General features: G+C 71.2%; 23 protein-coding genes, 1 pseudogene and 1 riboswitch. Of the genes and pseudogenes, 11 read left to right on the top strand and 13 right to left on the bottom strand.

Annotation, left to right across the window (positions count from 1 at the left end):
• Window positions 1–98: 98 nt before the first annotated feature.
• Window positions 99–1,616, bottom strand: coding sequence for a glutamate-cysteine ligase family protein (locus VT52_RS05680; protein WP_046421513.1), 1,518 nt, complete (start codon window positions 1,614–1,616; stop codon window positions 99–101).
• A gap of 569 nt (window positions 1,617–2,185) precedes the next feature.
• On the opposite strand from VT52_RS05680, the gene VT52_RS05675 reads away from it, so the two are divergent.
• From VT52_RS05675 to VT52_RS05650, 6 genes are all read left to right on the top strand, one after another.
• Window positions 2,186–2,773 carry a hypothetical protein gene (locus tag VT52_RS05675; protein WP_046421515.1) on the top strand — a complete coding sequence of 196 codons (588 nt, stop codon included), beginning with the start codon at window positions 2,186–2,188 and terminating at the stop codon, window positions 2,771–2,773.
• Between the two features lie 277 nt (window positions 2,774–3,050).
• The gene (locus VT52_RS05670; RefSeq protein WP_046421516.1) at window positions 3,051–3,257 is read left to right on the top strand and encodes a DUF5999 family protein; all 207 of its coding nucleotides are present in this window, start codon (window positions 3,051–3,053) and stop codon (window positions 3,255–3,257) included.
• A 155-nt stretch (window positions 3,258–3,412) separates the two neighbouring features.
• Entirely contained in the window at window positions 3,413–3,943 is a 531-nt protein-coding gene (locus VT52_RS05665) for a universal stress protein (RefSeq protein ID WP_046421518.1), read from the top strand.
• 160 nt (window positions 3,944–4,103) lie between these two features.
• Window positions 4,104–4,661 carry a hypothetical protein gene (locus tag VT52_RS05660; RefSeq protein WP_046421519.1) on the top strand — a complete coding sequence of 186 codons (558 nt, stop codon included), beginning with the start codon at window positions 4,104–4,106 and terminating at the stop codon, window positions 4,659–4,661.
• Between the two features lie 291 nt (window positions 4,662–4,952).
• Window positions 4,953–6,911, top strand: coding sequence for an APC family permease (locus VT52_RS05655; protein ID WP_046421521.1), 1,959 nt, complete (start codon window positions 4,953–4,955; stop codon window positions 6,909–6,911).
• A gap of 22 nt (window positions 6,912–6,933) precedes the next feature.
• A complete protein-coding gene (locus VT52_RS05650; RefSeq protein ID WP_046421522.1) occupies window positions 6,934–7,329 on the top strand; it encodes a TOBE domain-containing protein in 396 nt (131 codons plus the stop codon).
• 109 nt (window positions 7,330–7,438) lie between these two features.
• Here the strand turns inward: VT52_RS05650 and VT52_RS05645 are convergent, their stop codons facing one another.
• Window positions 7,439–7,906, bottom strand: coding sequence for a molybdopterin-dependent oxidoreductase (locus VT52_RS05645; RefSeq protein ID WP_046421523.1), 468 nt, complete (start codon window positions 7,904–7,906; stop codon window positions 7,439–7,441).
• 206 nt (window positions 7,907–8,112) lie between these two features.
• On the opposite strand from VT52_RS05645, the gene modA reads away from it, so the two are divergent.
• The 4 genes from modA (at window position 8,113) to VT52_RS05625 (ending at window position 11,452) form a co-directional block, all read left to right on the top strand.
• On the top strand, window positions 8,113–8,934 hold the full coding sequence (gene modA, locus VT52_RS05640) for a molybdate ABC transporter substrate-binding protein (RefSeq protein ID WP_046421525.1): 822 nt from the start codon (window positions 8,113–8,115) through the stop codon (window positions 8,932–8,934).
• Window positions 8,935–9,059: 125 nt separating this feature from the next.
• Complete coding sequence (modB, locus tag VT52_RS05635; protein ID WP_240509650.1) at window positions 9,060–9,854, top strand: molybdate ABC transporter permease subunit; 795 nt, start codon at window positions 9,060–9,062, stop codon at window positions 9,852–9,854.
• A 61-nt stretch (window positions 9,855–9,915) separates the two neighbouring features.
• Window positions 9,916–11,004: an ABC transporter ATP-binding protein gene (locus VT52_RS05630; RefSeq protein ID WP_046421528.1), complete on the top strand. Its 1,089-nt coding sequence runs from the start codon at window positions 9,916–9,918 to the stop codon at window positions 11,002–11,004.
• 28 nt (window positions 11,005–11,032) lie between these two features.
• Entirely contained in the window at window positions 11,033–11,452 is a 420-nt protein-coding gene (locus tag VT52_RS05625) for a TOBE domain-containing protein (RefSeq protein WP_046421529.1), read from the top strand.
• A 138-nt stretch (window positions 11,453–11,590) separates the two neighbouring features.
• Here the strand turns inward: VT52_RS05625 and gcvP are convergent, their stop codons facing one another.
• Window positions 11,591–14,476, bottom strand: a complete 2,886-nt coding sequence (gcvP, locus tag VT52_RS05620) for an aminomethyl-transferring glycine dehydrogenase (RefSeq protein ID WP_046421530.1) — start codon at window positions 14,474–14,476, stop codon at window positions 11,591–11,593.
• Window positions 14,477–14,648: 172 nt separating this feature from the next.
• A riboswitch (glycine riboswitch) is annotated at window positions 14,649–14,744 on the bottom strand.
• A gap of 120 nt (window positions 14,745–14,864) precedes the next feature.
• Here gcvP and VT52_RS39650 point away from each other — a divergent pair.
• Complete coding sequence (locus tag VT52_RS39650) at window positions 14,865–15,233, top strand: PRC-barrel domain-containing protein (RefSeq protein WP_046421531.1); 369 nt, start codon at window positions 14,865–14,867, stop codon at window positions 15,231–15,233.
• Here VT52_RS39650 and VT52_RS05610 read toward each other — a convergent pair.
• The 10 genes and pseudogenes from VT52_RS05610 to clsA form a co-directional block, all read right to left on the bottom strand.
• Window positions 15,158–16,632, bottom strand: a pseudogene (locus VT52_RS05610) (DNA polymerase IV). The gene VT52_RS39650 and the pseudogene VT52_RS05610 overlap by 76 nt on opposite strands.
• Window positions 16,633–16,700: 68 nt before the next feature.
• Entirely contained in the window at window positions 16,701–17,345 is a 645-nt protein-coding gene (locus VT52_RS05605) for a MerR family transcriptional regulator (protein WP_046421534.1), read from the bottom strand.
• 286 nt (window positions 17,346–17,631) lie between these two features.
• Window positions 17,632–18,105: a bifunctional nuclease family protein gene (locus tag VT52_RS05600; protein WP_026253112.1), complete on the bottom strand. Its 474-nt coding sequence runs from the start codon at window positions 18,103–18,105 to the stop codon at window positions 17,632–17,634.
• A gap of 88 nt (window positions 18,106–18,193) precedes the next feature.
• Window positions 18,194–18,931, bottom strand: coding sequence for a transcriptional regulator FtsR (gene ftsR, locus VT52_RS05595; protein ID WP_046421536.1), 738 nt, complete (start codon window positions 18,929–18,931; stop codon window positions 18,194–18,196).
• Between the two features lie 42 nt (window positions 18,932–18,973).
• Window positions 18,974–19,804 (bottom strand): FHA domain-containing protein, encoded by an 831-nt coding sequence (locus VT52_RS35295; RefSeq protein ID WP_206306442.1) that lies wholly within the window; start codon window positions 19,802–19,804, stop codon window positions 18,974–18,976.
• A gap of 190 nt (window positions 19,805–19,994) precedes the next feature.
• Entirely contained in the window at window positions 19,995–20,873 is an 879-nt protein-coding gene (locus tag VT52_RS05585) for a DUF881 domain-containing protein (protein WP_046421538.1), read from the bottom strand.
• Window positions 20,874–20,877: 4 nt separating this feature from the next.
• A complete protein-coding gene (locus tag VT52_RS05580; RefSeq protein WP_003988855.1) occupies window positions 20,878–21,210 on the bottom strand; it encodes a small basic family protein in 333 nt (110 codons plus the stop codon).
• Window positions 21,207–22,115 carry a DUF881 domain-containing protein gene (locus VT52_RS05575; protein WP_079174854.1) on the bottom strand — a complete coding sequence of 303 codons (909 nt, stop codon included), beginning with the start codon at window positions 22,113–22,115 and terminating at the stop codon, window positions 21,207–21,209. The genes VT52_RS05580 and VT52_RS05575 overlap by 4 nt, the downstream gene beginning before the upstream one ends.
• A 292-nt stretch (window positions 22,116–22,407) precedes the next feature.
• Complete coding sequence (locus tag VT52_RS05570) at window positions 22,408–24,903, bottom strand: mannose-1-phosphate guanyltransferase (protein ID WP_046421541.1); 2,496 nt, start codon at window positions 24,901–24,903, stop codon at window positions 22,408–22,410.
• A 114-nt stretch (window positions 24,904–25,017) separates the two neighbouring features.
• Window positions 25,018–25,626, bottom strand: coding sequence for a cardiolipin synthase ClsA (gene clsA / locus VT52_RS05565; RefSeq protein WP_046421542.1), 609 nt, complete (start codon window positions 25,624–25,626; stop codon window positions 25,018–25,020).
• Window positions 25,627–25,759 lie beyond the last annotated feature (133 nt).

The raw sequence follows: 25,759 nt of genomic DNA, 5'->3' as shown, positions 1-25,759 counted from the left end.
GCAAGGATCGCAGAAGCACCCGGGAGAACCGCGCACCGGGCCACCTGTCCCGGCACACCGCGTCGCCGCTCCCCCCGCGCCCGCCACGAACGCCCCGCTCACCCCGCCGGCACCGGCTCCGGCAGCCCAACCGGCCACATGTGCACCGGCTCTCCCACATGCATCAGCTCGGCGTACCGCCGTGTCGTCGCGGCCAGCGCGGCCTCCCGGGACAGACCCCCCTCCAGGGCGCGGTGGAAGGTCGCGGCCTGCCAGGAGGCTCCGTTGACCCTGCGCCGGCAACGCTCCTCGACGACTCCGAGGTAGAGATCGCGGTCGGCCGCCTCGACGCCCCACGCGTCCAGCCCCGCCGCGGCCAGCGGCAGCAGTTCGTCGCGGACCAGGGTGACCGCGTCGACCTCGCCCGTGCCGCCGTACCGCCCGCGCCGGGGCCAGACGAAGCGCGCGTCGATGCCGTAGCGGCACGCCGCGTCGAAGTTGGCCTCCGCCGCGGCGAACGGCAGCCGGGTCCACACCGGCCGGGACTCCTCGGCGAGGGCGCGCACGAGACCGTAGTAGAAGGCCGCGTTCGCGATGACATCGGTGATCGTCGGCCCGGCCGGCAGTACCCGGTTCTCCACCCGCAGATGCGGTACGCCGTCCGCGATGCCGTACACCGGGCGGTTCCAGCGGTAGATCGTGCCGTTGTGCAGCACCAGTTCGGCGAGCTTCGGGGTGCCGCCCGCGGCGATGACCTCCAGCGGCTCCTCCTCGTCGCAGATCGGCAGCAGGGCCGGGAAGTAGCGCAGGTTCTCCTCGAACAGCTCGTACGCCGAGGACACCCACCGCTCGCCGAACCAGGTGCGCGGCCGTACGCCCTGCGCCTGGAGTTCGGGCGGCCGGGTGTCGGTGGACTGGAGGAACAGCGGCGGACGAGACTCCCGCCACAGCTCGCGGCCGAACAGGAACGGCGAGTTCGCGCCCACGGCGATCTGCGCCGCGCTCGCCGCCTGCGCCGCGTTCCACACGTCCGCGAACCGCCCCGGCGTCACCTGGAGGTGCAGTTGCACGGAGGTGCAGGCGGCCTCCGGGACGATGGACTTGGCGGTGCAGACCAGATGTTCCACGCCCTCGATGTCGAGCCGGAAGTCCTCCCCGCGCGCGGCCACGATCTGGTCGTTGAGCAGGGTGTAGCGGTCGGCCTCGGAGAGGTTGGAGGAGACCAGGTCGTCCCGGCCGAGGGTGGGCAGGATGCCGGTCATCACGATGCCCGCGTCGACCTCCCCGGCCTTGCGGTCGGCATAGGCGAGCGAGGTCCGCAACTCCTCGGCGAGGCGGTCGAAGACGCGGCCGCCGAGCCGGTGCGGGGCTATGTTCACCTCCAGATTGAACATCGCGAGTTCCGTTTGGAAGTCACGGCTCGCGATACGTTCGAGCACTTGGCCGTTCAACATTTTGGGCATGCCGTCCGGACCGGCGAGATTCAATTCGATCTCGACACCCATGAGGTTCCTGGGGCGGTCGAAACGCTTCTCGACCAGCAGCCGCTCCAGCCCCGTCAAGCACTTCTGGAGCTTTTCGCGATAGCGCTGGCGATCGGACAGGTCGAACTGCCCTGCCACGACCTTCTCCCCCATCGAAATGTCCCTCCTCGGATGGGCGGGCCGGCGTTCCGGCCGCCGGGGCTCCCGGGTCACGTGGAGTAATGCCCAGTGAAAGCGATCGATAACGTCCCGCGCCACCCGGACGCCCGCTACGCTGTCGTAATGTTCCCTGCGGCACATTCACGGGGCATGTCGCGAGCGCACCTTCGGGTGCCCCGAACGCCTCGTGAAAAACGCCGACGACTTTCGGCCGTCCGCGAGCGGAGCGTATCGCGAGGTCAACACCGCGTGACCGCCCGGAAACCGGGAGAATTTCCGCTAAACGGCGGCCTATTCACGCCTTGTGGGATCCACGGCAATGGGTTAGACGAAACACCGTCTGAACACATGTCGTATAAACTTCGTCCACAAGGCGGGAGGGTGGCGCCCTCGGTCCTGGTCCTGCCGCATTCCTGCCGCTCCGGTTGACGGGCGGCGGAGCGCGCCGCACCCTCGTTCTTCACCGACCGGCCCCCACCTCTCCGCCCTTTTGTGAGCAGACAGCGCCGTCCGCCCCACCCCTCCCTCGCGCCCCGCGCCTGTCGACTGAGAGGCGACCCATCATGCCGCTTCACGTTGCCCCTGCCCCCGCGCCCGCCCTGCGCTCCGTCCTCGCCGCCCTGGGCTCGCCGACCGCGGTCCGTGAGGCCCGCACCCCCTCCCTGCGTGCCGCGCAGGGTCCGGTGACGCCCGAACTCCCGTTGCCCGTCCATGTGCTGGACCGGATCACACCCCAGGGCCTGTCCGCCACCCGGCTGGCGGGCTGGCGCTTCCTGATCCGCTGCGGCGACCGGGCGGTGGCCGCGGCGGAGAGCATGCTCACCCCCGACGGCTGGGCCTTCTCGCACTTCTTCGAGGGGCCGTACGTCACCTCCACAGAGCTGGCCCTGAAGCAGGCGGAGTCGCTCCAACACCCGTATCAGCCAAGGCTGTTGTCTGTCCCCGGGCTCTACATGCTCACCCTGTGGCTGCACGGCGACACCGCGGCCGACGGCGCGGAGGGCCACCCGGCCGCCACCGACCTGCTGGTGCCGCTCGCCCCGGCGCCGCCCGGCATCGCGGCCTACCGTCCGCACCAGGTCGCCGATCTGCTCCCGGTGCTGACCCTGCGGGCCACCCGGCTCCCGCTGCTCGGCTCACCGGCGGCCTGACCCGGGACGTCGGACGGGCCGGCGGCCCGCCCCCGGGGGCCCGAACGGATCGCCGGTCCGTCCGGGCCCCGGACGGACTAGTCCACCTCGGCCAGAGCGAACCACCCCGATTGACGGGGTAGTTGGGCTGAACCGTCCGCCCGGGTGACGCGTCCTCAACCTGTAGGAAGCGGTGCCCCGAAATCCCTGCGGAACGACTCCCATGGGACGACACTGGGTTCCGCACGACTGCATGACGGGGGACGCCATGACCACCACAGAGCGAGAGATCCCATTCATGTGCCAGCACCAGCCACCGTGCCCGCCAGCCGAATCCGCCGACCGGGAGTCCGCCCGCCTCGTGGCGCACCACCCGGAACAGGGCTGGAGCCTGCTGTGCAACGGTGTCCTGTTCTTCGAGGACACCGGTGAGCTGCTGCCCGACGGTCGCGTCATCGCCCCGCACCGCCCGCTCGGCGCGGACGCGGTGATGACCGCCGCCTGATCACGGCGGCGCCGCGAGGACTGCGGGGACCCGAGGGGCCGGCCGCACCCACCCGGTGCGCGACCGGCCCCGACGCGTCTCCGGCTGGTCGTATCCCCGGCACGGGGGTGGGATGGAAGGAGACGGCGCGGGACACCGGTGAGGAACGGTGAGTCATGTCCGGTCACGACGCCTCGGCGGTCGCACGTGTGGTGGTCGGGGTCAGCGGCTCCATGGGCAGCGTCACGGCACTGCGGCGGGCCGGCGCGCTCGCCCGTCGGCTGGGGGCCGAGCTGTGGCCGGTGCTGGCCTGGGAGCCGCCGGGCGGCGAACCGGCCACCCGCCGCTCGCCCGCCGCGGCCGTGCGCGACGAGGAATGGCAGCGGCTGGCCGGGGGCCGGCTGGTCGCGGTGCTGGAGGAGATCTTCGGCGACCGGGGGCCCGGGGTGCCGATACACGCCCTCGTCGTCCGCGGCACCCCCGGCCGGGCGCTGGTGGCGATCGCGGACCGCGAGGACGACCTGCTGGTCGTGGGCGCGGGCCGGCGCGGTCTCCAGCGCGCGTTCTCCGGCCGGGTGCGCCGGCACTGCCTCGCCCACGCCGGCTGTCCGGTCCTCGCCGTACCGCCGTCCCCGCTGGAGTCCCAGCTGCTCGCGGTCCACCGGCGCAACGCCTGGCACCTGCCGATGGACACCCGGGGGCTGTGAGGGCCCGGCCCGCGTGAGCAGGCCGCGCGGAAGTCCCGCCGAGGCCGCGCCGAGCCCGGTGCGCAGCGCCGTAGGGGACCCGTCAAGAATCCGGCTCCGCCCGTCAGAGCGCCGTCAACGGATCGTGCCGTCCCGCCGCCGACTGGCTACCGTCGAGGCCATGGAGCACAGCGACGACACACGGCGCCGGGTTGCGAGCCCGCAGCCGCCCACCGCCACCACCGTCGCGTACGACCGCGAGTGGGCCGGCGAGGTGCGGACCGCCGCGCGCTGCGCCGCCGCCCTGCTCGCGCTGCTGCTGTGCATCGACGGCGCGGCCGGCTCCCTCACCTGGTGGCGGGGCCTGCTGTGGTCCGCCCTGGCCCTGCTCCTGCTCCTCGTGCTGTTCCCGGCCATGGTGTCGGCCGGTGACGGCTGGCTGGCCAGCAGGCGGCTGCTGCGCACCCGCCGGGTCCACACCGATCTGCTGGTCGCGGTCCGCCCGCTGGAGGGCGTCGACCAGCGGCTGGTGCTGCGCGACCTCCTGGGGAACCGGGTGGAGATCGACCCGGAGGTGCTGGTGCGCAACCCCGCCCTGTGGCACCGGCTCGACGACGGCGCCCGCCGCTCCCGGGCCGGCGGCACCCTGCGCTGCGGCACCGCCGCCCTCGACCAGCTCGCCCGCCGTCTCGACCGGGAGACGGCCCTGGCGGTCTTCCGGGCGTCCGGAATGGAGTGATGGCCTTGTTCCGGAGGGCCCCTGAACTGCCCCCTGAGCTCCTCGAACGATGACACCCGGTGGCCACCGGCTCCCGCAAGGTGACCCCGCCACTCGTTCGGCCCAGCTCCTGGTGACCCGCTCCTGCCTCGGCTTCTTGATGCGCCATTGATGGCACCGCGCCATTCTTAACGCAGGATTGACGCCTCCCCGCCCCTGATACGGAGGCCCAGGCGTCACGCTCTGCATACGCTGGTGCCGCCGTCCGTGTGATGGCCGAAAAGAGCTGAGCCCCACATCAGGAGCACACCGATGGCCACGACCGAACACCCTCCCAGTACCGGTCGCCTGCGCGCCTGGATGCTGGAGGGGCTGTCCGACATGGGCAAGAGCGGCGGCCACACCGGACCACACGCCCAGCCCGAGCCCCCGCACAAGGGGCAGAGCTGGTGGCGGGTGATGTGTCTGACGGGTGTCGACTACTTCTCCACCCTCGGCTACCAGCCGGGCATCGCGGCGCTCGCGGCCGGCCTGGTCTCCCCCATCGCGACCGTCGTGCTGGTGCTCGTCACCCTGGCGGGCGCGCTGCCGGTCTACCGGCGGGTGGCCGAGGAGAGCCCGCACGGCGAGGGCTCCATCGCGATGCTGGAACGGCTGCTGTCCTTCTGGAAGGGCAAGCTGTTCGTGCTGACCCTGCTCGGGTTCGCGGCGACCGACTTCCTGATCACCATCACCCTGTCCGCCGCCGACGCCTCCACCCACCTGGTGGAGAACCCGCATCTGACGAGTGCTCTCCAGGGCAAGCAGATGCTGATCACGCTGCTGCTGGTGGCACTGCTCGGCGCGGTGTTCCTCAAGGGCTTCCTGGAGGCCATCGGTGTCGCCTTCGCCCTGGTGGGTGTCTACCTCGCGCTCAACCTGGTCGTGGTGATCGTCGGCCTGTACCACGTCATCACCGCCGAGCACCTGGTCACGGACTGGGCCAACGCCCTGACCACGCAACACGGGAACGTCTTCGTGATGATCGGCGTGGCCCTGGTCGTCTTCCCGAAACTCGCCCTCGGTCTGTCCGGATTCGAGACCGGCGTCGCGGTCATGCCACACGTCAAGGGCGACCCGGGTGACACCGAGGAGCACCCCACCGGCCGGATCCGGGACGCCAAGAAGCTGCTGACGACCGCCGCCGTCATCATGAGCTGCTTCCTGATCACCAGTAGTTTCATCACCACGCTGCTGATCCCGGAGAAGGACTTCAAGCCGGGCGGCCCGGCCAACGGCCGCGCGCTCGCCTATCTCGCGCACCAGTACCTCGGCGGCGCCTTCGGCACGATCTACGACGTCTCGACCATCGCCATCCTGTGGTTCGCCGGCGCGTCCGCCATGGCGGGCCTGCTCAATCTGATGCCGCGCTACCTGCCCCGGTACGGCATGGCCCCGCACTGGGCGCGCGCGGTGCGCCCGATGGTCCTGGTCTTCACGCTGATCGCGTTCCTGGTGACCTGGATCTTCGACGCCAACGTGGACAAGCAGGGCGGCGCCTACGCCACCGGTGTGCTGGTGCTGATCAGCTCCGCGGCGATCGCGGTGACCATCGCCGCGCGCAAGGCGGGACAACGCCGCTGGACCATCGGCTTCGCGGTGATCTCGCTGGTGTTCCTGTACACGACGGTCGTCAACGTGATCGAGCGTCCCGACGGTGTGAAGATCGGCGCCTGCTTCATCGTCGGCATCATCCTGGTCTCGCTGCTGTCCCGGCTGGCCCGTGCCTTCGAGCTGCGCGTGACCAGTGTGACGCTCGATCCATTGGCGGAACGATTCATCAGGGACATGGCCAGCCGCAAGATGCGGTTCATCGCGAACGAGCCCGGCCACCGGGACAAGGCCGAGTACCGCGAAAAGGTCGATCAGATCCGCGCCGACAACGACATGCCGGAGCAGGAGGACTTCGTCTTCGTCGAGGTCACGGTCACCGACCCGTCCGAGTTCGAGGCGAGCCTGACGGTGCGCGGCGAGGTCCTGCACGGGCGCTACCGGGTGCTGACCCTGGAGTCCGCATCCATCCCCAACGCCCTGGCGGCGCTGCTGCTCCATGTCCGCGACGTCACCGGCTGCACCCCGCACATCTACTTCGAGTGGACCGAGGGCAGCCCGCTGGCCAACTTCCTGCGGTTCTTCCTGTTCGGGCAGGGCGAGGTCGCGCCGGTCACCCGCGAGGTGCTGCGCGAGGCCGAGCCCGACCGGGACCGCAGGCCGCGTGTGCACACGGGCTGAGCGGCGCCCTATCGTTCTCGGCATGCAGTCCTACACGATCGGCCAGGCGGCGCGGCTGCTCGGCGTCAGCCCGGACACCGCCCGCCGCTGGGCCGACGCGGGCCGGGTGGCCACCCATCGCGACGAGGCGGGGCGGCGGCTGATCGACGGCCGGGCCCTCGCCGCGTTCTCCGTCGAGCTGGCCAAGGGCGGCAGCGGCGAGGAGGAGACCTCCCACACCTCCGTGCGCAACGCCTTTCCGGGCATCGTCACCGCCATCAAGCTCGGCGACGTCGCCGCCCAGGTGGAGATCCAGGCGGGCCCGCACCGGCTGGTCTCTCTGCTGACCCGCGAGGCGGTGGAGGAACTCGGCCTGGAGGTCGGGGTCGAGGCCACGGCCCGGGTGAAGTCGACGAACGTCCACATCGACCGCGTCTGACCGGCTCCCCCCTCCTGGCCGGCCTCCAGGCCCGGGGCCGCCCCGCCTCCGGGCCGGCCGGCGCCGCCTCCTCGGCCCGCTCCGCCCCGGCCACAGGCCGGGCCACCCCTCAGGGAACCACCGCCGCTGCCAGGGGCACGCACCGGTAGCCGCCGTCCACCCGGATCGCCGTGATCCCGCTGATGTGCCGGGCCCCGCACCGGTCCTGGGGCAGCACCAGTTGGGGGCCGCTCGCGTCCAGGGGGGTTCCGTCGATACTCACGCCCAGCAGGACGGGCGCGTCGGCGAAGTCCGGGTCGATCTCGGCCCAGGACAGCAGCGCGTGGTGGCCGTCGGTGCCGGTGACGGCGATCAGGAAGCGCAGCCGGTCCTTGCGGCGCAGCGGGTCGAAGCCGGGTCCGGCGTCGGCGAGGACGTCGTACAACCGCGGCCCCGTGAAGCGGTGGCGCCGCGTGCCGCTGGTCGCGCACTCGAAGCCGACGGCCACCCGGTGCTGCGGCCAGCGCAGCAGGTCCGGGACGGTCAGCCGGGAAGGACGTACGAGATCTCCGCTCAGGGCGAGACGGGCGAGTGTCACCTGCGACCACCTCCGGCAGGACGGTACCCGCGGTGGAGCACCGTACAAACGCACATGCCAGCCACCTTGCGCAAGATCGCAGCTCATGCGATGCGACAAGGGACTTACAGCTGGCAGATGCGGCAGTATCATCGCGGCACGGCAGGTTCGTACAACCGTGCCAGGGCGCGACAGTCGTACCGCACAACACGAGGAGCAGAACCGTGATGACCCCTTCCGTGCGCCGGACCCGGCGGATGCTCGAGCTGGCCGGCGCGGGCGCCGCCGCCCTGTTGACCCTCAGCGCCTGCTCCTCGTCCTCCGGCTCCTCGGACACGGCGTCGGGCACGTCGGGTTCCGCCTCACCCGAGCTGTCCGGCACCGTCACCGTGTTCGCCGCCGCTTCGCTCCAGGAGAGCTTCACCGCGCTCGGCAAGGAGTTCGAGCAGCAGCACCCGGGCACCAAGGTCACCTTCAGCTTCGGCGGCAGCGACACCCTCGCCGCGAGCATCACCGGCGGCGCCCCGGCCGACGTCTTCGCCGCCGCCAGCCCCAGGACGATGGCCACCGTGACGAACGCCAAGGACACGGCCGGCGCCCCGGTCACCTTCGTGCGCAACCAGCTGGAGATCGCCACGCTGCCCGGCAACCCCGGCAAGGTCGCCTCCCTGAAGGACCTCACCGAGCCCGGTCTGAAGGTCGTCCTGTGCGACAGGACGGTGCCGTGCGGCGCCGCCGCGCAGAAGGCGCTGGACGCGAGTCACCTCAAGCTCACCCCGGTCTCCTACGAGCAGGACGTCAAGGCCGCTCTGAACAAGGTCGAGCTGAAGGAGGCCGACGCGGCGGTGGTGTACAAGACCGATGTGCACGCCGCCGGTGACAAGGTGGAGGGTGTGGAGTTCCCGGAGTCCGCCGAGGCCGTCAACGACTACCCGATCGCCCTGCTGAAGAACGCCGGGCACGCCGAGACCGCCAAGGCGTTCATCGCCCTGGTCCGGTCCGCCGAGGGCCAGCGGGTGCTGGGCCAGGCCGGGTTCCTCAAGCCGTGACCTCGCCCGACGAGCCCGGCGCCGCGACCGGTCCCCGCACGGACCGGCCGCGGCGCCGCCGTGCCGGTACGGGAGTCCGCACCGGCGCGGACTCCGGCACGGGCGGGGGCACGGCGCCCCGCCGCATCCGCGCGGCCGGCCGCCGCGGCGTCCCCCTGCCCCTCCTGTTGCCCGGCGTCCTGGCCCTCGCCTTCCTCCTGCTGCCCCTGCTCGCGCTGCTCGTCCGCGCGCCCTGGCGGAGCCTGCCGCACCAGCTGACCAGCACCGAGGTGTGGCAGGCGCTCCAGCTCTCGCTGGTCAGCGCCACCCTGGCGACGGCCGTCAGCCTCGTCCTCGGCGTGCCGCTGGCCTGGCTGCTGGCCCGCACGGACTTCCCCGGGCGGGGTCTGGTGCGCGCCCTGGTGACCCTGCCGCTGGTGCTGCCGCCGGTCGTCGGCGGTGTGGCCCTGCTGCTCGCGCTGGGCCGCAACGGCGTCATCGGCAAGTGGCTCGACGCCTGGTTCGGGATCACCCTGCCCTTCACCACCACCGCGGTGGTGCTCGCGGAGGCATTCGTCGCGATGCCGTTCCTGGTCATCAGCGTGGAAGGCACCTTGCGCGCCGCCGACCCGCGCTTCGAGGAGGCGGCCACCACGCTCGGCGCCTCCCGCTTCACCGCGTTCCGCCGGGTCACGCTGCCGCTGATCGCGCCCGGCGTCGCGGCGGGCGCCGTACTGGCCTGGGCGCGGGCGCTCGGCGAGTTCGGCGCCACGATCACCTTCGCGGGGAACTTCCCCGGCCGCACCCAGACCATGCCCCTCGCGGTCTACCTCGCCCTCCAGAACGACCCCGAGGCCGCGATCTCGCTGAGCCTGGTCCTGCTGGCCGTCTCCATCGCGGTGCTGGCGGGACTGCGCGACCGCTGGCTGACAGGGGTGTGACATGACGGGAGGACGGCGCACGACACCCACCGAGCAGCCCCGGCCGAAGGACCCCGCACTCATGACGGACACCCCGGACCTCGACGCCCAGGCCCCGGAAGGGGGGGCCCCGCAGGGCCTCGACGCCCGGCTGGTCGTGGACCGGGGCGGGTTCCGGCTGGACGTGGCCCTGACCGCGGCGCCCGGCGACGTGGTCGCGCTGCTGGGCCCCAACGGCGCGGGCAAGACCACCGCGCTGCGCGCCCTCGCCGGTCTGGTGCCGCTCGGCGAAGGCCATCTCCGGCTCGACGGCACCCCGCTGGAGCGGGTACCGCCGGAGTCCCGCCCGGTCGGTGTCGTCTTCCAGGACTACCTCCTCTTCCCGCACCTGTCCGCGCTGGACAACGTGGCCTTCGGGCCGCGCTGCCAGGGCCGGGGCAAGACGGAGGCCCGTGCGCTGGCCGCGGCCTGGCTGGAGCGGATGGGGCTCGCCGAGCACGCGGGCGTCAAGCCGCGCCGGCTGTCCGGCGGCCAGGCCCAGCGCGTGGCCCTGGCCCGCGCCCTGGCCACCCGGCCCCGGCTGCTCCTCCTGGACGAGCCGCTGGCCGCGCTGGACGCCCGTACCCGCCTGGAGGTCCGCGCCCAGCTCCGCCGCCACCTGGCCGAGTTCGAGGCGGTCGCCGTCCTCGTCACGCACGATCCGCTGGACGCCATGGTGCTCGCGGACCGCCTGGTGGTGGTGGAGCACGGCCGGGTCGTCCAGGAGGGCGCCCCCGCCGACATCGCTCGCCGGCCGCGCACGGACTACATCGCCCAGCTGGTCGGCCTCAACCTCTACCGGGGCGAGGCCGAGGGCCACACGGTACGGCTGGACGCCGGGCCCTCGATCACCACCACCGAGGAGCTGTCCGGACCGGCCTTCGTGGCCTTCCCGCCCTCGGCCGTGACCCTCTTCCGGGACCGGCCCACCGGGGCCAGCGCCCGCAACCTGTGGCGCTGCGAGGTGGCCGGTCTGGAGACGCACGGCGACCAGATCCGCGCCGATCTCACCGGTGAGCTCCCGCTCGCCGCCGACCTCACCACGGTGGCGGCCGCCGATCTGGAGCTCCAGCCCGGCGCACCGGTCTGGGCGACAGTCAAAGCGACCCAGACCCACGCATACCCCGCCTGAGCCGCCGGGCGCCCTACGGTGGGTGTCCATGACCCTGAGCATCCGCAACCAGCTCCCCGGCAGCGTCACCGCGGTCCACCCGGGCGAGGCCATGGCCACCGTCGAGGTCCGTCTGGACGGCGGCCAGAAACTCACCGCGGCCATCACCCTGGCGGCCGCCGAGGACCTGGCCCTCGCCCCGGGCACGCCGGTGCGCGCCCTGGTGAAGTCGACCGAGGTCTCCGTCGCCACGCGCCGTGTCGAGGGCCTGTCGATCCGCAACCAGCTGCCCGGCACGGTGGTCGGGCTGACCACCGGCGCCGCCATGGCGAGCGTGCGGGTCTCCGTCCCGGGCGGCGAGCTGACCGCCGCCATCACCCGGGACGCGGCCATCCAGCTGGGCCTGTTCGTGGGCTCCGACGTGATCGCCCTGATCAAGTCGACCGAGGTGGCGCTGGAGACGGTGTAGACGGTCGGCTGTCCCTGCGGCCCCGACGGCGGCCCGGGTGACCGGGCCGCGCCCGCCGGGCCGGCCGCGACGGCGACACGGCCGAGGGCCCCGCCCGGATTGTCCGGACGAGGCCCTCGGGGCACGGCTGCGGCGCGGTCAGTCCTCGTACGCGTCCAGCGGGGGGCAGGAGCAGACCAGGTTGCGGTCGCCGAACGCCTGGTCGATGCGGCGCACCGGCGGCCAGTACTTGTCGGCCACCGAGACCCCGGCCGGGAAGACGGCCTCCTCGCGGCTGTAGGCGTGCGTCCACTCGCCGCCGAGCGCGCCCGCGGTGTGCGGGGCGTTGTACAGCGGGTTGTCCTCGGCGGGCCACTCGCCGGAGCCGACCTTCTCGATCTCCGCGCGGATGGCGATCATCGCGTCGCAGAACCGGTCCAGCTCGATGATGTCCTCCGACTCGGTCGGCTCGATCATCAGCGTGCCGGCCACCGGGAACGACATGGTCGGAGCGTGGAAGCCGTAGTCGATCAGGCGCTTGGCCACGTCGTCCACGCTGACGCCGGTCGCCTTGGTCAGCGGGCGCAGGTCGATGATGCACTCGTGCGCGACCAGACCGCCGGGCCCGGTGTAGAGCACCGGGAAGTGCGGCTCCAGCCGCTTGGCGATGTAGTTCGCGGAGAGCACGGCCACCTGGGTGGCCCGCTTGAGACCCTCGCCGCCCATCAGCCGGACGTACGCCCACGAGATCGGCAGGATGCCCGCCGAGCCCCACGGCGCCGCGGAGATCGGGCCGACGCCCGTCTCCGGGCCGGCCGCCGGCTGGAGCGGGTGGTTGGGCAGGTACGGCGCGAGGTGCGAGCGCACCGCGACCGGGCCGACGCCGGGGCCGCCGCCGCCGTGCGGGATGCAGAAGGTCTTGTGCAGGTTCAGGTGCGAGACGTCGCCGCCGAAGTGACCCGGCTTGGCGAGGCCGACCAGGGCGTTGAGGTTGGCGCCGTCGACGTACACCTGCCCGCCGGCCTCGTGCACCTGGGCGCAGATGTCGGCGACGTGCTCCTCGAACACACCGTGCGTGGACGGGTAGGTGATCATCAGCACGGCCAGCTGGTCGCGGTGCTGCTCGATCTTGGCCCGCAGGTCCTCGACGTCGATCTCGCCGTCGTCGGACGTCTTGACGACGACGACCTTCATGCCGGCCATCACGGCGCTGGCCGCGTTGGTGCCGTGCGCGGAGGACGGGATGAGGCAGACGGTGCGCTGCTCGTCGCCGTTCGCGCGGTGGTAGCCGCGGACGGCCAGCAGACCGGCCAGCTCGCCCTGGGAGCCGGCGTTCGGCTGGAGGGAGACCTTGTCGTAACCGGTGACCTCGGCGAGGCGGTCCTCCAGCTCATGGATGAGCTGGAGGAAGCCGGCGGCCTGCTCGGCGGGCGCGAAGGGGTGCAGCGCGCCGAACTCGGGCCAGGTGACGGGCTCCATCTCGGTGGTCGCGTTGAGCTTCATGGTGCAGGAGCCCAGCGGGATCATGCCGCGGTCGAGCGCGTAGTCACGGTCGGACAGCTTGCGCAGGTAGCGCAGCATCGCGGTCTCGGAGCGGTGCTGGTGGAAGACCGGGTGGGCGAGGAAGTCGTCGCCGCGCAGCAGCGCCTCGGGCAGCGACTCACCGGTGGCCGCGTCCAGCGCCTCCAGGTCGGCCGCCACGCCGAAGGCGGACCAGACGCCCTCCAGCTGCGCCCGCGTGGTGGTCTCGTCGCAGGCCAGGGAGACGTGGTCGGCGTCGGCCAGGTGCAGGTTGACGCCCTTGTCCCGGGCGGCGGCGACGATCTCGGCGGCCTTGCCGGGCACGCGCGCGGTGACGGTGTCGAAGAAGGCGCCGTGGGTGATCTCGACGCCGCCGGCCTTCAGGCCCTCGGCGAGGAGCGCCGCGTACCGGTGGGTGCGCCGGGCGATGGTCCTGAGGCCCTCGGGGCCGTGGTAGACGGCGTACATGCCGGCCATGACGGCGAGCAGCACCTGCGCGGTGCAGATGTTGCTGGTGGCCTTCTCACGGCGGATGTGCTGCTCGCGGGTCTGGAGGGCCAGGCGGTACGCCTTGTCGCCGTCGGCGTCGACGGACACGCCGACCAGGCGGCCGGGCAGGCTGCGGGCGAACTTCTCGTGCACCGCCATGTAGCCGGCGTGCGGACCGCCGAAGCCCATCGGGACGCCGAAGCGCTGGGTGGTGCCGACGGCGATGTCGGCGCCCAGCTCGCCCGGGGACGTCAGCAGGGTGAGGGCGAGCAGATCGGCGGCGACGGTGACGAGCGCGCCCAGCCCGTGCGCCTGCTCGATCACCGGCTTGAGGTCGCGTACGGCGCCGGAGGCACCGGGGTACTGGACCAGCACGCCGTTGATGTCCCGGGCGGCGATGTCGGCCGGGATGCCCGCGCTCAGGTCGGCGACGACGACCTCGACGCCGGTCGGCTCGGCGCGGGTCCGGATGACGGCGATGGTCTGCGGCAGGGCGTCCGCGTCGACCAGGAAGAGGCCCTTCTTGTTCTTGCCCATGCGCCGGGACAGCGCCATGGCCTCGGCGGCGGCCGTGCCCTCGTCCAGGAGGGAGGCACCGGAGGTGGGCAGACCGGTGAGCTCCGCGACCATGGTCTGGAAGTTCAGCAGGGCCTCCAGACGGCCCTGGGAGATCTCCGGCTGGTAGGGCGTGTAGGCCGTGTACCAGGCCGGGTTCTCCAGGACGTTGCGCAGGATGACCGGCGGGGTGAAGGTGCCGTAGTAGCCCAGGCCGATCATGGAGCCGAGGACCTGGTTGCGGTCCGCGAGCGAACGCAGCTCGGCCAGCACCTCGGCCTCGGTACGGGCGTCCGGCAGGTCGAGGGCGTCGGCGTTCTTGATCACATCCGGGACCGCGGCGGCGGTCAGCTCGTCCAGGGAGCCGTAGCCGACCTGGGCGAGCATCTTGGCCCGCGCCTCCTGGTCGGGCCCGATGTGGCGCTGTTCGAAGGGGATGCCCGCTTCGAGCTCGGAGAGCGGAATGCGATGGGCGGTCATTGCGGAGGCCTCCTGGTCTGACGACCTTCGAAGGGCACCACGGCGCGGGTGCCCGGACGGCCTCCCCCTCTGTCATCTCAACCTGAGAGCTTCACCGGGCACCTCGCGGCACCGGCTTTCACCGTCGGTGAGGGCGGAAGCCGTCGACACCCGCCCTGCTTTCCAGAGTGACCTCGTCCGTGCGGTACGTGAGCCTGAGAGATTCCGGGGAGGATTTGCTCCTTCGGCGCCTCCGAGGTGGGTCGGAGGACTCTCCCGCACGGGGTCAGCAGCCGCAATCAGACTACCAGCGAGGTCAACGGCCGGATTTCTCAAGTGGCCGCCACGGTGAATGTGCTCTTTCGTAGTGCTTACGGATGAGTTGCGACCAATTGGAGGGAGAGGGACCGTGCAGACCGACATCGATCCGCGCAACCTGATCGGCCGCAAGGCGTTCGACCGCAATGGCACCAAGATCGGCACGATCGACGAGGTGTACCTGGACGACGCCACCGGTGTCCCCGAGTGGGCGGCCATACGCACCGGCCTCTTCTCCCGCGACGCGTTCGTCCCCCTGGAACCGAGCGAGCTCGTCGAGGGCACCCTCCATGTCCCCTTCGACCGCTCTCTGATCAAGGACGCCCCCGACTTCGGCGTGGGCCGCCACCTCTCCCCCGAACAGGAACTGCAGCTCTACCACCACTACGGCCTCGACGTGACCCCGGACGCCGCTCCGGACCACAACTTCGGCAGGCTGGCGGGCTCGGAGGAGACGTAGCCGGGGGGCCGGCGCCGTCCGGTGGTCACGGCGCGGCGGGCGGCCCCGGGGCGGGCGAGGGGGCGGCGGGTGCCGTGGCGACCAGGGGCAGGGGTTCCGCCGGCTCCAGGGCGGGATCCGTGACCAGGAAGGTCCGTATCCGCCCAGGGGGCGACTGCGGGGTCTCGAAGCGCACCGTCACCCGGCCCACGCCGCTGCCCTGCACCCACCCGTGCCCGTGCTCGGCGTGCCGGACGTCCTGGCCGGCCCGCCAGTGCGGCGGGACCGGCTCCCGGGCCACCACGACCGGTGCGGCCACGGCCTCCTCGGGCACCGGCTCCGCCCGTGAGGACGCCTGCGCGAACAGGTCCTCCTGGGTGTAGTCGGCGAGCCCGGAGACACCGACACCCAGCAGCCGCACCCCGCCCGTGGTGTCCACGGACTCCAGCAGCCGCTCGGCGGCCTCCCGCACGACCGCCGGATCGTCCGTGGGCCCGCGCAGCGTCTCGGAGCGGGTCAGCGTCGAGAAGTCGTACCTCCGCACCTTCAGTACGATCGTCCGCCCGGACAGTCCCGCCTCGCGCAGCCGCCGCACGCACCGGTCCGCCAGCCGCCGTACCTCCAGTCCGATCCGCGGCCGGTCGTGGATGTCCACGTCGTACGTGTCCTCGACCGACACGGACTTGGCCTCCCGCTCGGCCACCACCGGCCGCTCGTCCCGCGCCAGCGCCATGGCGTACAGCGCCTGCCCGTGGGCCTTGCCGAGGAGCCGGACGAGTTCGTCCTCGCCCGCCTCGGCCAGTTCCTCGACCGTCGTGATCCCGGCGCGCCGCAGATGGTCGCCCGTCGCCGGCCCCACCCCCGGCAGGGTCCGCACCGGCAGCGGCCCCAGCAGAGCCCGCTCGGTTCCCGGCTCGATGAGCACCAGGCCGTCGGGCTTGGCCCGCTCGGAGGCGATCTTCGCGAGCATCTTGGACGCGGCGAGTCCCACCGATCCGGTGAGCCCGGTGGCGGTGCGGATGTCCGCGCGCAGCCGCACACCCGTCCGCCGCGCCGACTCCGCGTCCTCCGCGGTCCCCGAGGCCGCCAGATCCACGAACGCCTCGTCCAGGCTCAGCGGCTCCACCAGCGGCGACAGCTCCCGGAGCAGGGTCATCACCTGCTCGCTGACCGCCCGGTACAGACTGAAGCGCGGCACCAGGTACGCCGCGTTGGGCGCCAGTCGCCGCGCCTGGGCCATGGGCATCGCCGAGTGCACCCCGAGGGCCCGCGCCTCGTACGACGCCGTGGCCACCACTCCGCGTGGTCCGAGCCCGCCCACCACGACCGCCTTCCCGCGCAGGCTCGGCTTGGACGCCTGCTCCGCCGAGGCGTAGAAGGCATCCATGTCGAGATGCAGGATCGTGGGCGCGTTTCTCACATCTCCGATGCTGCACCACGGCACTGACAATCCGACGGTGCCCGGCGGACCTTCGGGTCAGGGCCGGTTCAGACCGCCCGGTTGCGGCGCCGCGCCAGCTCGTCCGCCGGGTTGTGCCCGACCAGCGTCTCGCCCGTGTCGACGCGCTCGCCGTGCAGCTGGGACAGGGCGTTCTCCACGTCCCGCCACACCACGCCGACCGCGATCCCGAAGACGCCCTGGCCGCCCTGGAGAAGCGCGTGCACCTCGTCCGGCGAGGTGCACTCGTACACGGTCGCGCCGTCGCTCATGAGCGTCATGCGCTCCAGATCGCTGAATCCGCGCTCCCGGAGGTGCTGCACGGCCGACCGGATGTTCTGGAGCGAGACCCCGGTGTCCAGGAACCGCTTGACGATCTTCAGGACGACGACGTCCCGGAAGCTGTACAACCGCTGGGTGCCCGATCCGTACGCGGGCCGCACGCTCGGCTCGACCAGGCCCGTACGCGCCCAGTAGTCGAGCTGCCGATAGGTGATGCCGGCCGCCGCGCAGGCCGTGGGCCCCCGGTAGCCGATCTCCTCGGACGTCGTGGAAGCCGCCCCGTCGCCGCCCGGCACCGCCGTCGGCCGCTGCGGAACGTGATCCACCGCGCTGCCGTGAACCGGGTACGGACCGCTCTCCCCGAAACCGCGCACGGGAGCACCCCCAGCCGTACCGTCGCCGCTGGTTCTCACGCCGACCTCCGTCCTTGACCTGCCTTCTCGACGGTAGGCAGTCACCAGGGGTGCGTCAACGATCGCCACACTCGGCACGCCGAGTGATAATCACCCAAGGAGTGGTTTCCCGTGTCCCACCGCGGGGAAAGGCTAGCCGAATGACCTCGCGGGGACCCCTGGGACGCTCTCAATCGCCGTTGGCAAATGCCCCGGGAACCAGCCGCGACAAGCCGCGGAAACCGACCCCCTGAACCCCGGCCGCGCAGGCCGGGGCCCTGTGAACCGCTCGTACGCGCCGACCGTCTCACTGACTGCTGGTGCCGAAGTCCTCGGGCGAGATCTGGTCGAGGAACTCGCGGAACTTCTCCACCTCGTCCTCCTGCTCGTCCGGGATGGCGATCCCCGCGTCGTCCAGCACCGTGTCGCTGCCGTAGATCGGCGTGCCGGTGCGCAGGGCCAGCGCTATGGCGTCGGAGGGACGGGCGCTGACCTCGACCCCGCTGGCGAAGACCAGCTCCGCGTAGAAGACGCCTTCCCGCAGGTCGGTGATGCGCACTTCGGTCAGCTCCTGGCCGACGGCCTCCAGCACGTCCTTGAACAGGTCATGGGTCAGCGGCCTGGCCGGGGCCATGCCCTGCTGTGCGAAGGCGATCGCCGTCGCCTCCCCCGGCCCGATCCAGATGGGGAGGTAGCGGTCGCCTCCCACTTCGCGCAGGAGCACGATCGGTTGGTTGGAGGGCATTTCGACCCGGACACCTACGACATCGAGCTCGTTCACACAGCAACCCTAGGCCGTGCCCGGGACGTTTGGGTAGTCGGGGCCCCGAGCGGCCGCCCGGTCCTCCCCCCGGCGGCCCACCCCCGGATCAGGGAAGACGTACCCCGAGAGCGGTTTTCACAAGGGCCGCGTGCAGCTTCATGGTGAGCGCCGCCAGCTCCTTCGTACGGGCCTCGGCGAGCGCTCTGGTCTGCGGATTGCGGTGGCGCTTGAGCGGGGCCACCACCTGCTCGACCAGTCCGGCCTCCCGGTCGGCGGCCGCCTTCATCACCCGCAGGTGACGGGGCTCGATCCCGAAACGCCCCAGTTCGGCGACGAGGGAGGCGACGGTGACCGCCTCCGCGTCGTACGTCCCGTCGGCGAGCGGCACCAGGAGTCCGTACGACTCCCACTCCTCCAGTTCGGCCTCGCCGATGTCCGCGGCGGCCAGCAGCTCGGACCGGCCGACCCGGGCCACGGTGGGCCCTTCCTGCACCTCCAGGACGTCGTCCCCGGTGCGCTGGCGCCCGACCAGGGGCAGCGGGACGGCCTCGCCCCGCTCCATGGCGTCCAGATGCTCACGGATCACCTTGAGCGGCAGGTAGTGGTCCCGCTGCATCCTCAGGACGTGTCCGAGCCGCTCCAGGTCACCGGGGCTGAACTTGCGGTACCCCGAAGGGGTCCGCTGCGGCTCGATGAGCCCCTCCGCCTCCAGGAAACGGATCTTGGAGATGGTGACTTCGGGGAACTCCTCGCGCAGCGCGTTCAGCACCGTGCCGATGCTCATCAACCCGCTGTCCCTGGCGGCGGTACCGCTTCCGGCACCGCCGCTCGGTGTGTGAAGCATGGACCTTCCCTGGGTTACCCCCGGAACGCGTCCGGGGGCGGGTCAGATGCCGTGCCGGCTCGGGTAGAACACCAGCCGGTACTTGCCGATCTGCACCTCGTCACCGGTGTGCAGGGCGACCTGGTCGATCGGCTCACGGTTGACGTACGTGCCGTTCAGGCTGCCGACGTCGGCGACGGTGAACGAACCGTCCGGCGAGCGGCGGAACTCCACATGGCGACGCGAGACGGTCACGTCGTCCAGGAAGATGTCGCTCTGCGGATGACGGCCGGCCGTGGTCAGGTCGCCGTCGAGCAGGAAGCGGCTGCCCGAGTTCGGTCCCCGGCGCACCACCAGCAGGGCCGAGCCCGCCGGCAGCGCGTCCACCGCGGCCTGCGCCTCGGGCGACAGCAGCGGCATCGGCGTCTGGCCGGTCACCTCCGCGTCGTAGGCCTCGAGACCGGAGATCGAGATCGTGGACGTCGTCTCGGACGCGCGCTCGGGCACGGCTCCGGGACGCAGCGGCGCACCACAGTTGGAACAGAAGCGGGCGTTCTCCGCGTTGCGGTTACCGCACCTCGTACACACCAGGACCGACATGGACGGATCCTCCTGCCGCGGCTGCCCCGCCGGGGCGTTGGACGCGTACGGGTCGGGAGCAAAGTCTCCACCCGTACTTGAGGTTGACGGTTGCCCGAAACCTATGCCGCGGGACTGGGCAGGGTCAACTGACGGCGCGCCCTGGCCTCCCGAAATGTCACCGCCCGGACCAGCCACCTGGTCCCGGAACAGCGGCCTCTGACCCTGTGCGTCAGGCTGTGCGCGATGACGAGCGGTCGCGTTGTCGCCGCCCTCTCGCGCGCTCTTGCCGAACCACTTCCCAAACAACTTCACGGGCGATTCCCCTTGACCGAAACAGACCCGCCCGTGGGGCAGGACGAACCCTGATTGCCGACACCGGCCGACCCGGACACTCTCACAACGTCCGTGCCCGCCAGACAGTTTCCACCACGCGTCACCTCGTCGGTGCGCCGACCCCCCGCAACCTCATGCCCTTGCCGGACCGACCCCATGCACCGCCGGTTCACCGGGAGGACGACCGAGCGTAGTCAGGCTGCTTCGCCTGTCGCAAGGCGTCCACGACGATCTTGTCCGACTGTGCGACGGATACCGTGGCCTGCTCCTTCTCCAGAGTCTGCACCACGCCTCCCGGGATGTTCAGCGCCGGCTCGAGATCCTGCGGTTTGCCGATGACCTTGAAACGATACGGGGCGTTGATCTTGTTCCCGTCCACGCTCACGCTCTTGCCCGCGTCCGCGAAGTAGGTGTTCGCCACCACGCGCACGCCGTTGACCTGGATCGCCTCCGCGCCGGCCGCGCGCAGCTCCTGGATGGTGTCGAGCAGCATGTCCGACTGGACCGTCCCCTTCGTGTCCTCGACCGTCATGGTGATGCCGGGACCCTGAGCCGCCACGGTGCCCGCGAGGATGCCGAGTTGCCGTTCCTTCTCGGCGGTCTGCTTGCGTGCCTCCGCGGCCTGGTCGGAGCTGCTCTGCAGCTCCGACCGCTGCTTTTCGAGTCCCTGCTTCTCGTCCTCAAGACGCTGAGTACGCGAATCCAGTTCATCCAGGATGCGAACAAGATCTTCTTGACGTGCGCCGCGCAACGCGCTGTCGGTGTCGCTGTTGGACGCCACCTGGACGGCCAGGCCGAAACCGAGGCCGAACAGGAGCAGGGCGACGATGAGTTGGGGCCGGGTCACACGTGGCGGCCACAGCCCCTTGACCAGCCGCTGACGGCCGGTCAGCGACTCGTCGGGCCGCGGCGCGGGCGGCTGCCCGGCCCCGGGCGCCGGTGCGGGCACCTCGGCCGGCAGTTCCTTGCGCAGCCCGTCGCCCGGCCGGGCCGCGTGCTCGCCGTGCGCGGAATCCTGGTGGTCGTCGTTGTGCTGGTTGTCGCTCATCGCCTCATGCCCGGAAGACGTGCCGCCGGATCGCCGCGGCGTTGGAGAAGATGCGGATACCGAGGACGACCACGACGCCGGTGGACAGCTGGGCGCCCACGCCCAACTTGTCGCCGAGGAAAACGATCAGGGCCGCCACGACCACGTTCGACAGGAACGACACGACGAAGACCTTGTCGTCGAAGATTCCGTCCAGCATGGCCCGCAGACCACCGAAGACGGCGTCCAGCGCCGCCACGACGGCGATCGGCAGATACGGCTCCACGACCGCCGGAACCTCGGGCCGGACCAACAGGCCGGCCACGACTCCCACGACGAGGCCCAGTACGGCGATCACGATGTGCCCTTCTCCGTCTTCTCGGTGCTCTTGCTGTTCTCGGTGTTCTTGCTGTTCTCGCCGCTCTTGGCGTCGGCACCGCCGGGGACCGGCCGCGCCGTGCGTACGATCACGGTCGGCGCGGCGGGCAACCGGACGTCGTGCTCGGTGGAGATGGTGGCGCGGATGCCGTAGTTCTGCTCAAGGGCGTGCAGGTAGAGCCCGTCGCCGCTGTTCTGGAAGTCGCTGCTCAGCCTGGGACCGTCCCCCACCGCCAGCACGGTGTACGGCGGCACGAGCGGCCTGTTGTCGACCAGGATCGCGTCTCCGGCGGCCCTGATGGCGGACAGGGCGGTCAGCCGCTGCCCGTTGACGGAGACGGCCTCGGCGCCGGACGCCCACAGCCCGTTGACCACGCGCTGGAGGTCACGGTCGCGCACCCGGCCGGTGTCGGAGAACCCCGCGGTCTCCCGCGGATTGGTGCCGTCACCGCCGGTACTGGCCTCCTTGGCGTCGTTCACCACGAGCTTGACGCCCGGACCGTGCACCTCGGTGGCGCCCGACAGCATGCCCACCAGGTCCGCCTCGGCGCTGCCGCCGCTCGACCTCAGGGCGGCCCGCTGGCGCGCGCTGACGTCGTCGCGCAGCTTGTCGACGCTCCCCTGGAGCTTGTCCGCGTCGGCGGTCTCCTTGTCGACGCGGTCGATCAGCTCCTGGCGCTCCTTGGCCACCACGGGCGCCGCCACCCGCGCCTGTGCCGCCCCGACGGTCACGACCAGCGCCGCGAGGACGAGTCCGCCCGCGAGGCCCAGCTTCGCCCTGAGGGTCTTCGGCAGGCCGCCCTCGCTCCAGGACTTCTTCCGGGCGGCGGCCTCGGCGTACCCGTCGTCGAGGCTGTGGTCCATGACGTTGGTGATCAACGACATGGAGGCGTCCGGACGGCGCGGCCGCGCGGCGCTGCTCCGAACGGGGGGTTGCTGCGGCATGCCGCACATCGTCGCATGCCGCGCGCGATACTCCGAATGGCCCCACCGGCGCGCCGGACGCACCCCCCTGGCGGGCACTGGTGCGGCACCCCCGCGAACACCGGTTCAACGGCTCTGACCAGTCAGGACGGCGCCGCCCCGGAGCGCCCCGAAGGTCCGCGGCGGGCATGGGGAGCCCGTCGGCGGCCTCGGGGGCGGCTCCGGAGCGGCGGTGGGAACAGCCGTCGTAGGCCTACCGCCCGGCGCTGTCCACGATGCCCGACCACTCGTCGAGCAGGGCCTGCGCCGAGGCGTCGTCCGGACCCTCCGCCCACAGATGGGTGACCGCCTCGGCCGGGTCCGGCAGCACCATCACCCAGCGCCCGTCGGTCTCCACGACCCGCACGCCGTCGGTGGTGTCGACCGAGCGGTCGCCGGCCGCCTCCACCACACGGCGCATCACGAGCCCCTTGACGGCCCACGGCGTCGCCAGGTCCCGCTTGAGCACATGCGCCCGCGGGATCCGCGCGTCGATCTGGCTCAGGGTGAGCTGGGTGCGTGCTACGAGCCCGATCAGCCGGACGAACGCGGCCGTTCCGTCGAACACGCTGCCGAACTCGGGGATGATGAAGCCGCCCTTGCCGTCACCGCCGAAGATCGTGCCCTCTTCACCACCCACACGAGTGAGGTCGTCGGGCGAGGTCGTCGTCCACTCGACCTGGGTCCCGTGGTAGGCGGCCACCTGTTCGGCTATGCGGGTCGTGGTGACCGGCAGCGCCACCCGGCCGCTGCGCCGCTCCGCGGCCACCAGGTCCAGCATCACCAGCAGCGCCCGGTCGTCCTCGATGATCCGGCCCTTCTCGTCCACGAGCGACAGCCGCTCGCCCACTGGGTCGAAGCGGACGCCGAACGCGGCGCCCGAGGACGCGACGATCTCACCGAGGCGCACCAGACCGCTGCGCCGCATCTCGGCGGTCTCGGTGGGCCTGGACTCGTCGAGACCCGGGTTGATGGTCAGGGAGTCCACTCCGAGCTTGCCCAGCAGGCTGGGCAGAACCAGGCCGGCGCTGCCGTTGGAGGCGTCCACGACGACCTTCATGCCGGAGTCCGGGATCCCGGTGGTGTCGACGTTGCGCAGCAGCGAACCGGTGTAGGAGTCGAAGACGCTGGAGGGGAAGTACAGGTCACCGATCTCGCCGGGGAAGGCCCGCCGGTACTCCTGGCGCGCGAACACCCGGTCCAGCTTCCGCTGCCCGCCCTGGGACAGGTCGGCGCCCTGTCCGTCGAAGAACATGATGTCGACCGAGTCGGGGACGCCGGGCGTGGTTCGGATCATGATGCCGCCGGCGCTGCCCCGCGCGGTCTGCTGCCGGGCCACGGGCAGCGGCACGTTCTCCAGGTCGCGTACGTCGATGGCGCTCGCCTGCAACGCCGAGATGACCGCGCGCTTGAGCGCTCGGGCGCCTCGGGAGTGGTCACGGGCCGTGGTGACCGTGGAGCCCTTCTTGAGGGTGGTCGCGTAAGCGCCGGCGAGGCGGACGGCCAGCTCGGGCGTGATCTCCACGTTCAGGATGCCGGACACCCCGCGGGCGCCGAAGAGCTGCGCCTGGCCCCTGGACTCCCAGATGACCGAGGTGTTGACGAAGGCACCGGCCTCGATCGTCTTGAAGGGGTAGACCCGCACGTTGCCCTGGACGATCGATTCCTCTCCGATCAGGCATTCGTCGCCGATGACCGCGCCGTCCTCGATCCGGGCGGCCCGCATGATGTCGGTGTTCTTGCCGACGACGCAGCCGCGCAGATTGCTGTGCTGGCCGACGTAGACGTTGTCGTGGACGACCGCCTTGTGCAGGAAGGCGCCGCTCTTGACGACGACGTTCGAGCCGACGACGGAGTCCTCGCGTATCTCCGCGCCGGCCTCCACCTTGGCGTAGTCGCCGATGTAGAGCGGTCCGCGCAGTACGGCGTCGGGATGCACCTCGGCGCCCTCCGCGACCCATACGCCCGGGGAGATCTCGAATCCGTCGATGTCGACGTTGACCTTGCCTTCGAGGACGTCGGCCTGGGCCTTGACGTAGCTCTCGTGCGTGCCGACGTCCTCCCAGTAGCCCTCGGCGACGAAGCCGTAGATCGGCTTGCCCTCCTTCATCAGCTGCGGGAAGACATCACCGGACCAGTCGACCGGAACATCGGGTTCGACGTAGCTGAAGACTTCGGGCTCCATCACATAGATGCCCGTGTTGACGGTGTCGGAGAAGACCTGCCCCCAGGTCGGCTTCTCCAGGAAGCGCTCGACCTTGCCTTCCTCGTCCACGATGGTGATGCCGAATTCCAGGGGGTTGGGCACGCGGGTCAGGCAGACCGTGACGAGCGCGCCCTTCTCCTTGTGGAAATTGATCAGCTCCGTGAGGTCGAAGTCCGTCAGGGCATCACCGGAGATGACGAGGAAGGCATCGTCCTTCAACGCCTCTTCGGCGTTCTTGACGCTTCCGGCGGTACCGAGTGGCTTCTCCTCATTGGCGTAGGTGAGCTCCATACCGAGTTCTTCGCCGTCACCGAAGTAGTTCTTGACGAGCGAGGCAAGGAACTGCACGGTGACGACGGTCTCGGTGAGCCCGTGCCTTTTGAGCAGCCTTAGCACATGCTCCATGATCGGGCGGTTCACCACGGGCAGGAGCGGCTTGGGCATGCTTGAGGTCATGGGGCGAAGGCGGGTGCCTTCGCCTCCAGCCATCACGACGGCCTTCATGTCGGAAGCGTCCTCCTCTGAGAGACGACGGTCTAGCCGACTTCACCCGTCCAGATTGTCCCGCACTTTTGCACGGCGGGCCATTGAGGCGATACGTCAGGACAATCGCCGAGCTCAATCGGCCATGGCGTCCGCACGCACCAATCGGCGGACTTGCACCACGTAGAGCACTCCTGCCCACCAGTAGAGCGTTGTACCCCAACCTGCGAACGCCCATCCGAAAACAGCGGCCAGTGACGCGATCCAACCACTTCCGTCACTGAGGAGCAGGAGCGGGAAGGCGTACATGAGGTTGAACGTGGCCGCCTTCCCGAGGAAGTTGACCTGGGGCGGCGGGTAGCCGTGCCGGCGGAGGATGCCCACCATCACCAGGAGCATCAGTTCCCGGGCGAGCAGCAGGGCGGTCAGCCAGACCGGGAGGATCTCCCGCCAGGTGAGACCGACCAGCGTGGAGAGTACGTAGAGCCGGTCGGCCGCGGGGTCGAGGAGCCGGCCCAGGCTGCTGATCTGGTTCCAGCGCCGGGCGAGCTTGCCGTCCAGGTAGTCGCTGACTCCGCTGAAGGCGAGCACGAGCAGGGCCCATCCGTCGCTCTTGGGGCCCCCGAACTCCGGCCTGAGGATCAGCCACAGGAACAGGGGCACGCCGACGAGCCGCGCCATGCTGAGGATGTTGGGGATGGTGAGGACCCGGTCTGTCTGGACACGGGTCTCCTGGACCTCCACCCGGGGGCCTCCTGTGGGAAAACGAGCCGACGATGCTCCCTGACTTTACCCCAACGCAAAAAAGCTCCGGCTCTCGGGCTGATGCCCAAGAGCCGGAGCTGTAAAAGGAGTTCGGCGGCGTCCTACTCTCCCA

This window comes from Streptomyces malaysiense (assembly GCF_000980885.2).
Lineage (GTDB): Bacteria > Actinomycetota > Actinomycetes > Streptomycetales > Streptomycetaceae > Streptomyces > Streptomyces malaysiense.
The sequence above is the reverse complement of the archived record's forward strand: the minus strand, read 5'-3'. Positions and strand labels throughout refer to the sequence as shown.

Coding starts and splice junctions, on each gene's coding strand:
- VT52_RS05660 (WP_046421519.1), top strand. CDS start 4,104: ATGGAGCACAGCGACGACACACGGCGCCGGGTTGCGAGCCCGCAGCCG.
- VT52_RS05650 (WP_046421522.1), top strand. CDS start 6,934: ATGCAGTCCTACACGATCGGCCAGGCGGCGCGGCTGCTCGGCGTCAGC.
- VT52_RS05670 (WP_046421516.1), top strand. CDS start 3,051: ATGTGCCAGCACCAGCCACCGTGCCCGCCAGCCGAATCCGCCGACCGG.
- VT52_RS05630 (WP_046421528.1), top strand. CDS start 9,916: ATGACGGACACCCCGGACCTCGACGCCCAGGCCCCGGAAGGGGGGGCC.
- modA (WP_046421525.1), top strand. CDS start 8,113: ATGACCCCTTCCGTGCGCCGGACCCGGCGGATGCTCGAGCTGGCCGGC.
- VT52_RS05575 (WP_079174854.1), bottom strand. CDS start 22,115: ATGTCGTTGATCACCAACGTCATGGACCACAGCCTCGACGACGGGTAC.
- VT52_RS05655 (WP_046421521.1), top strand. CDS start 4,953: ATGGCCACGACCGAACACCCTCCCAGTACCGGTCGCCTGCGCGCCTGG.
- VT52_RS05680 (WP_046421513.1), bottom strand. CDS start 1,616: ATGGGGGAGAAGGTCGTGGCAGGGCAGTTCGACCTGTCCGATCGCCAG.
- VT52_RS05585 (WP_046421538.1), bottom strand. CDS start 20,873: ATGAGCGACAACCAGCACAACGACGACCACCAGGATTCCGCGCACGGC.
- ftsR (WP_046421536.1), bottom strand. CDS start 18,931: ATGCTTCACACACCGAGCGGCGGTGCCGGAAGCGGTACCGCCGCCAGG.
- VT52_RS05625 (WP_046421529.1), top strand. CDS start 11,033: ATGACCCTGAGCATCCGCAACCAGCTCCCCGGCAGCGTCACCGCGGTC.
- VT52_RS05570 (WP_046421541.1), bottom strand. CDS start 24,903: ATGAAGGCCGTCGTGATGGCTGGAGGCGAAGGCACCCGCCTTCGCCCC.
- gcvP (WP_046421530.1), bottom strand. CDS start 14,476: ATGACCGCCCATCGCATTCCGCTCTCCGAGCTCGAAGCGGGCATCCCC.
- VT52_RS05665 (WP_046421518.1), top strand. CDS start 3,413: ATGTCCGGTCACGACGCCTCGGCGGTCGCACGTGTGGTGGTCGGGGTC.
- VT52_RS05675 (WP_046421515.1), top strand. CDS start 2,186: ATGCCGCTTCACGTTGCCCCTGCCCCCGCGCCCGCCCTGCGCTCCGTC.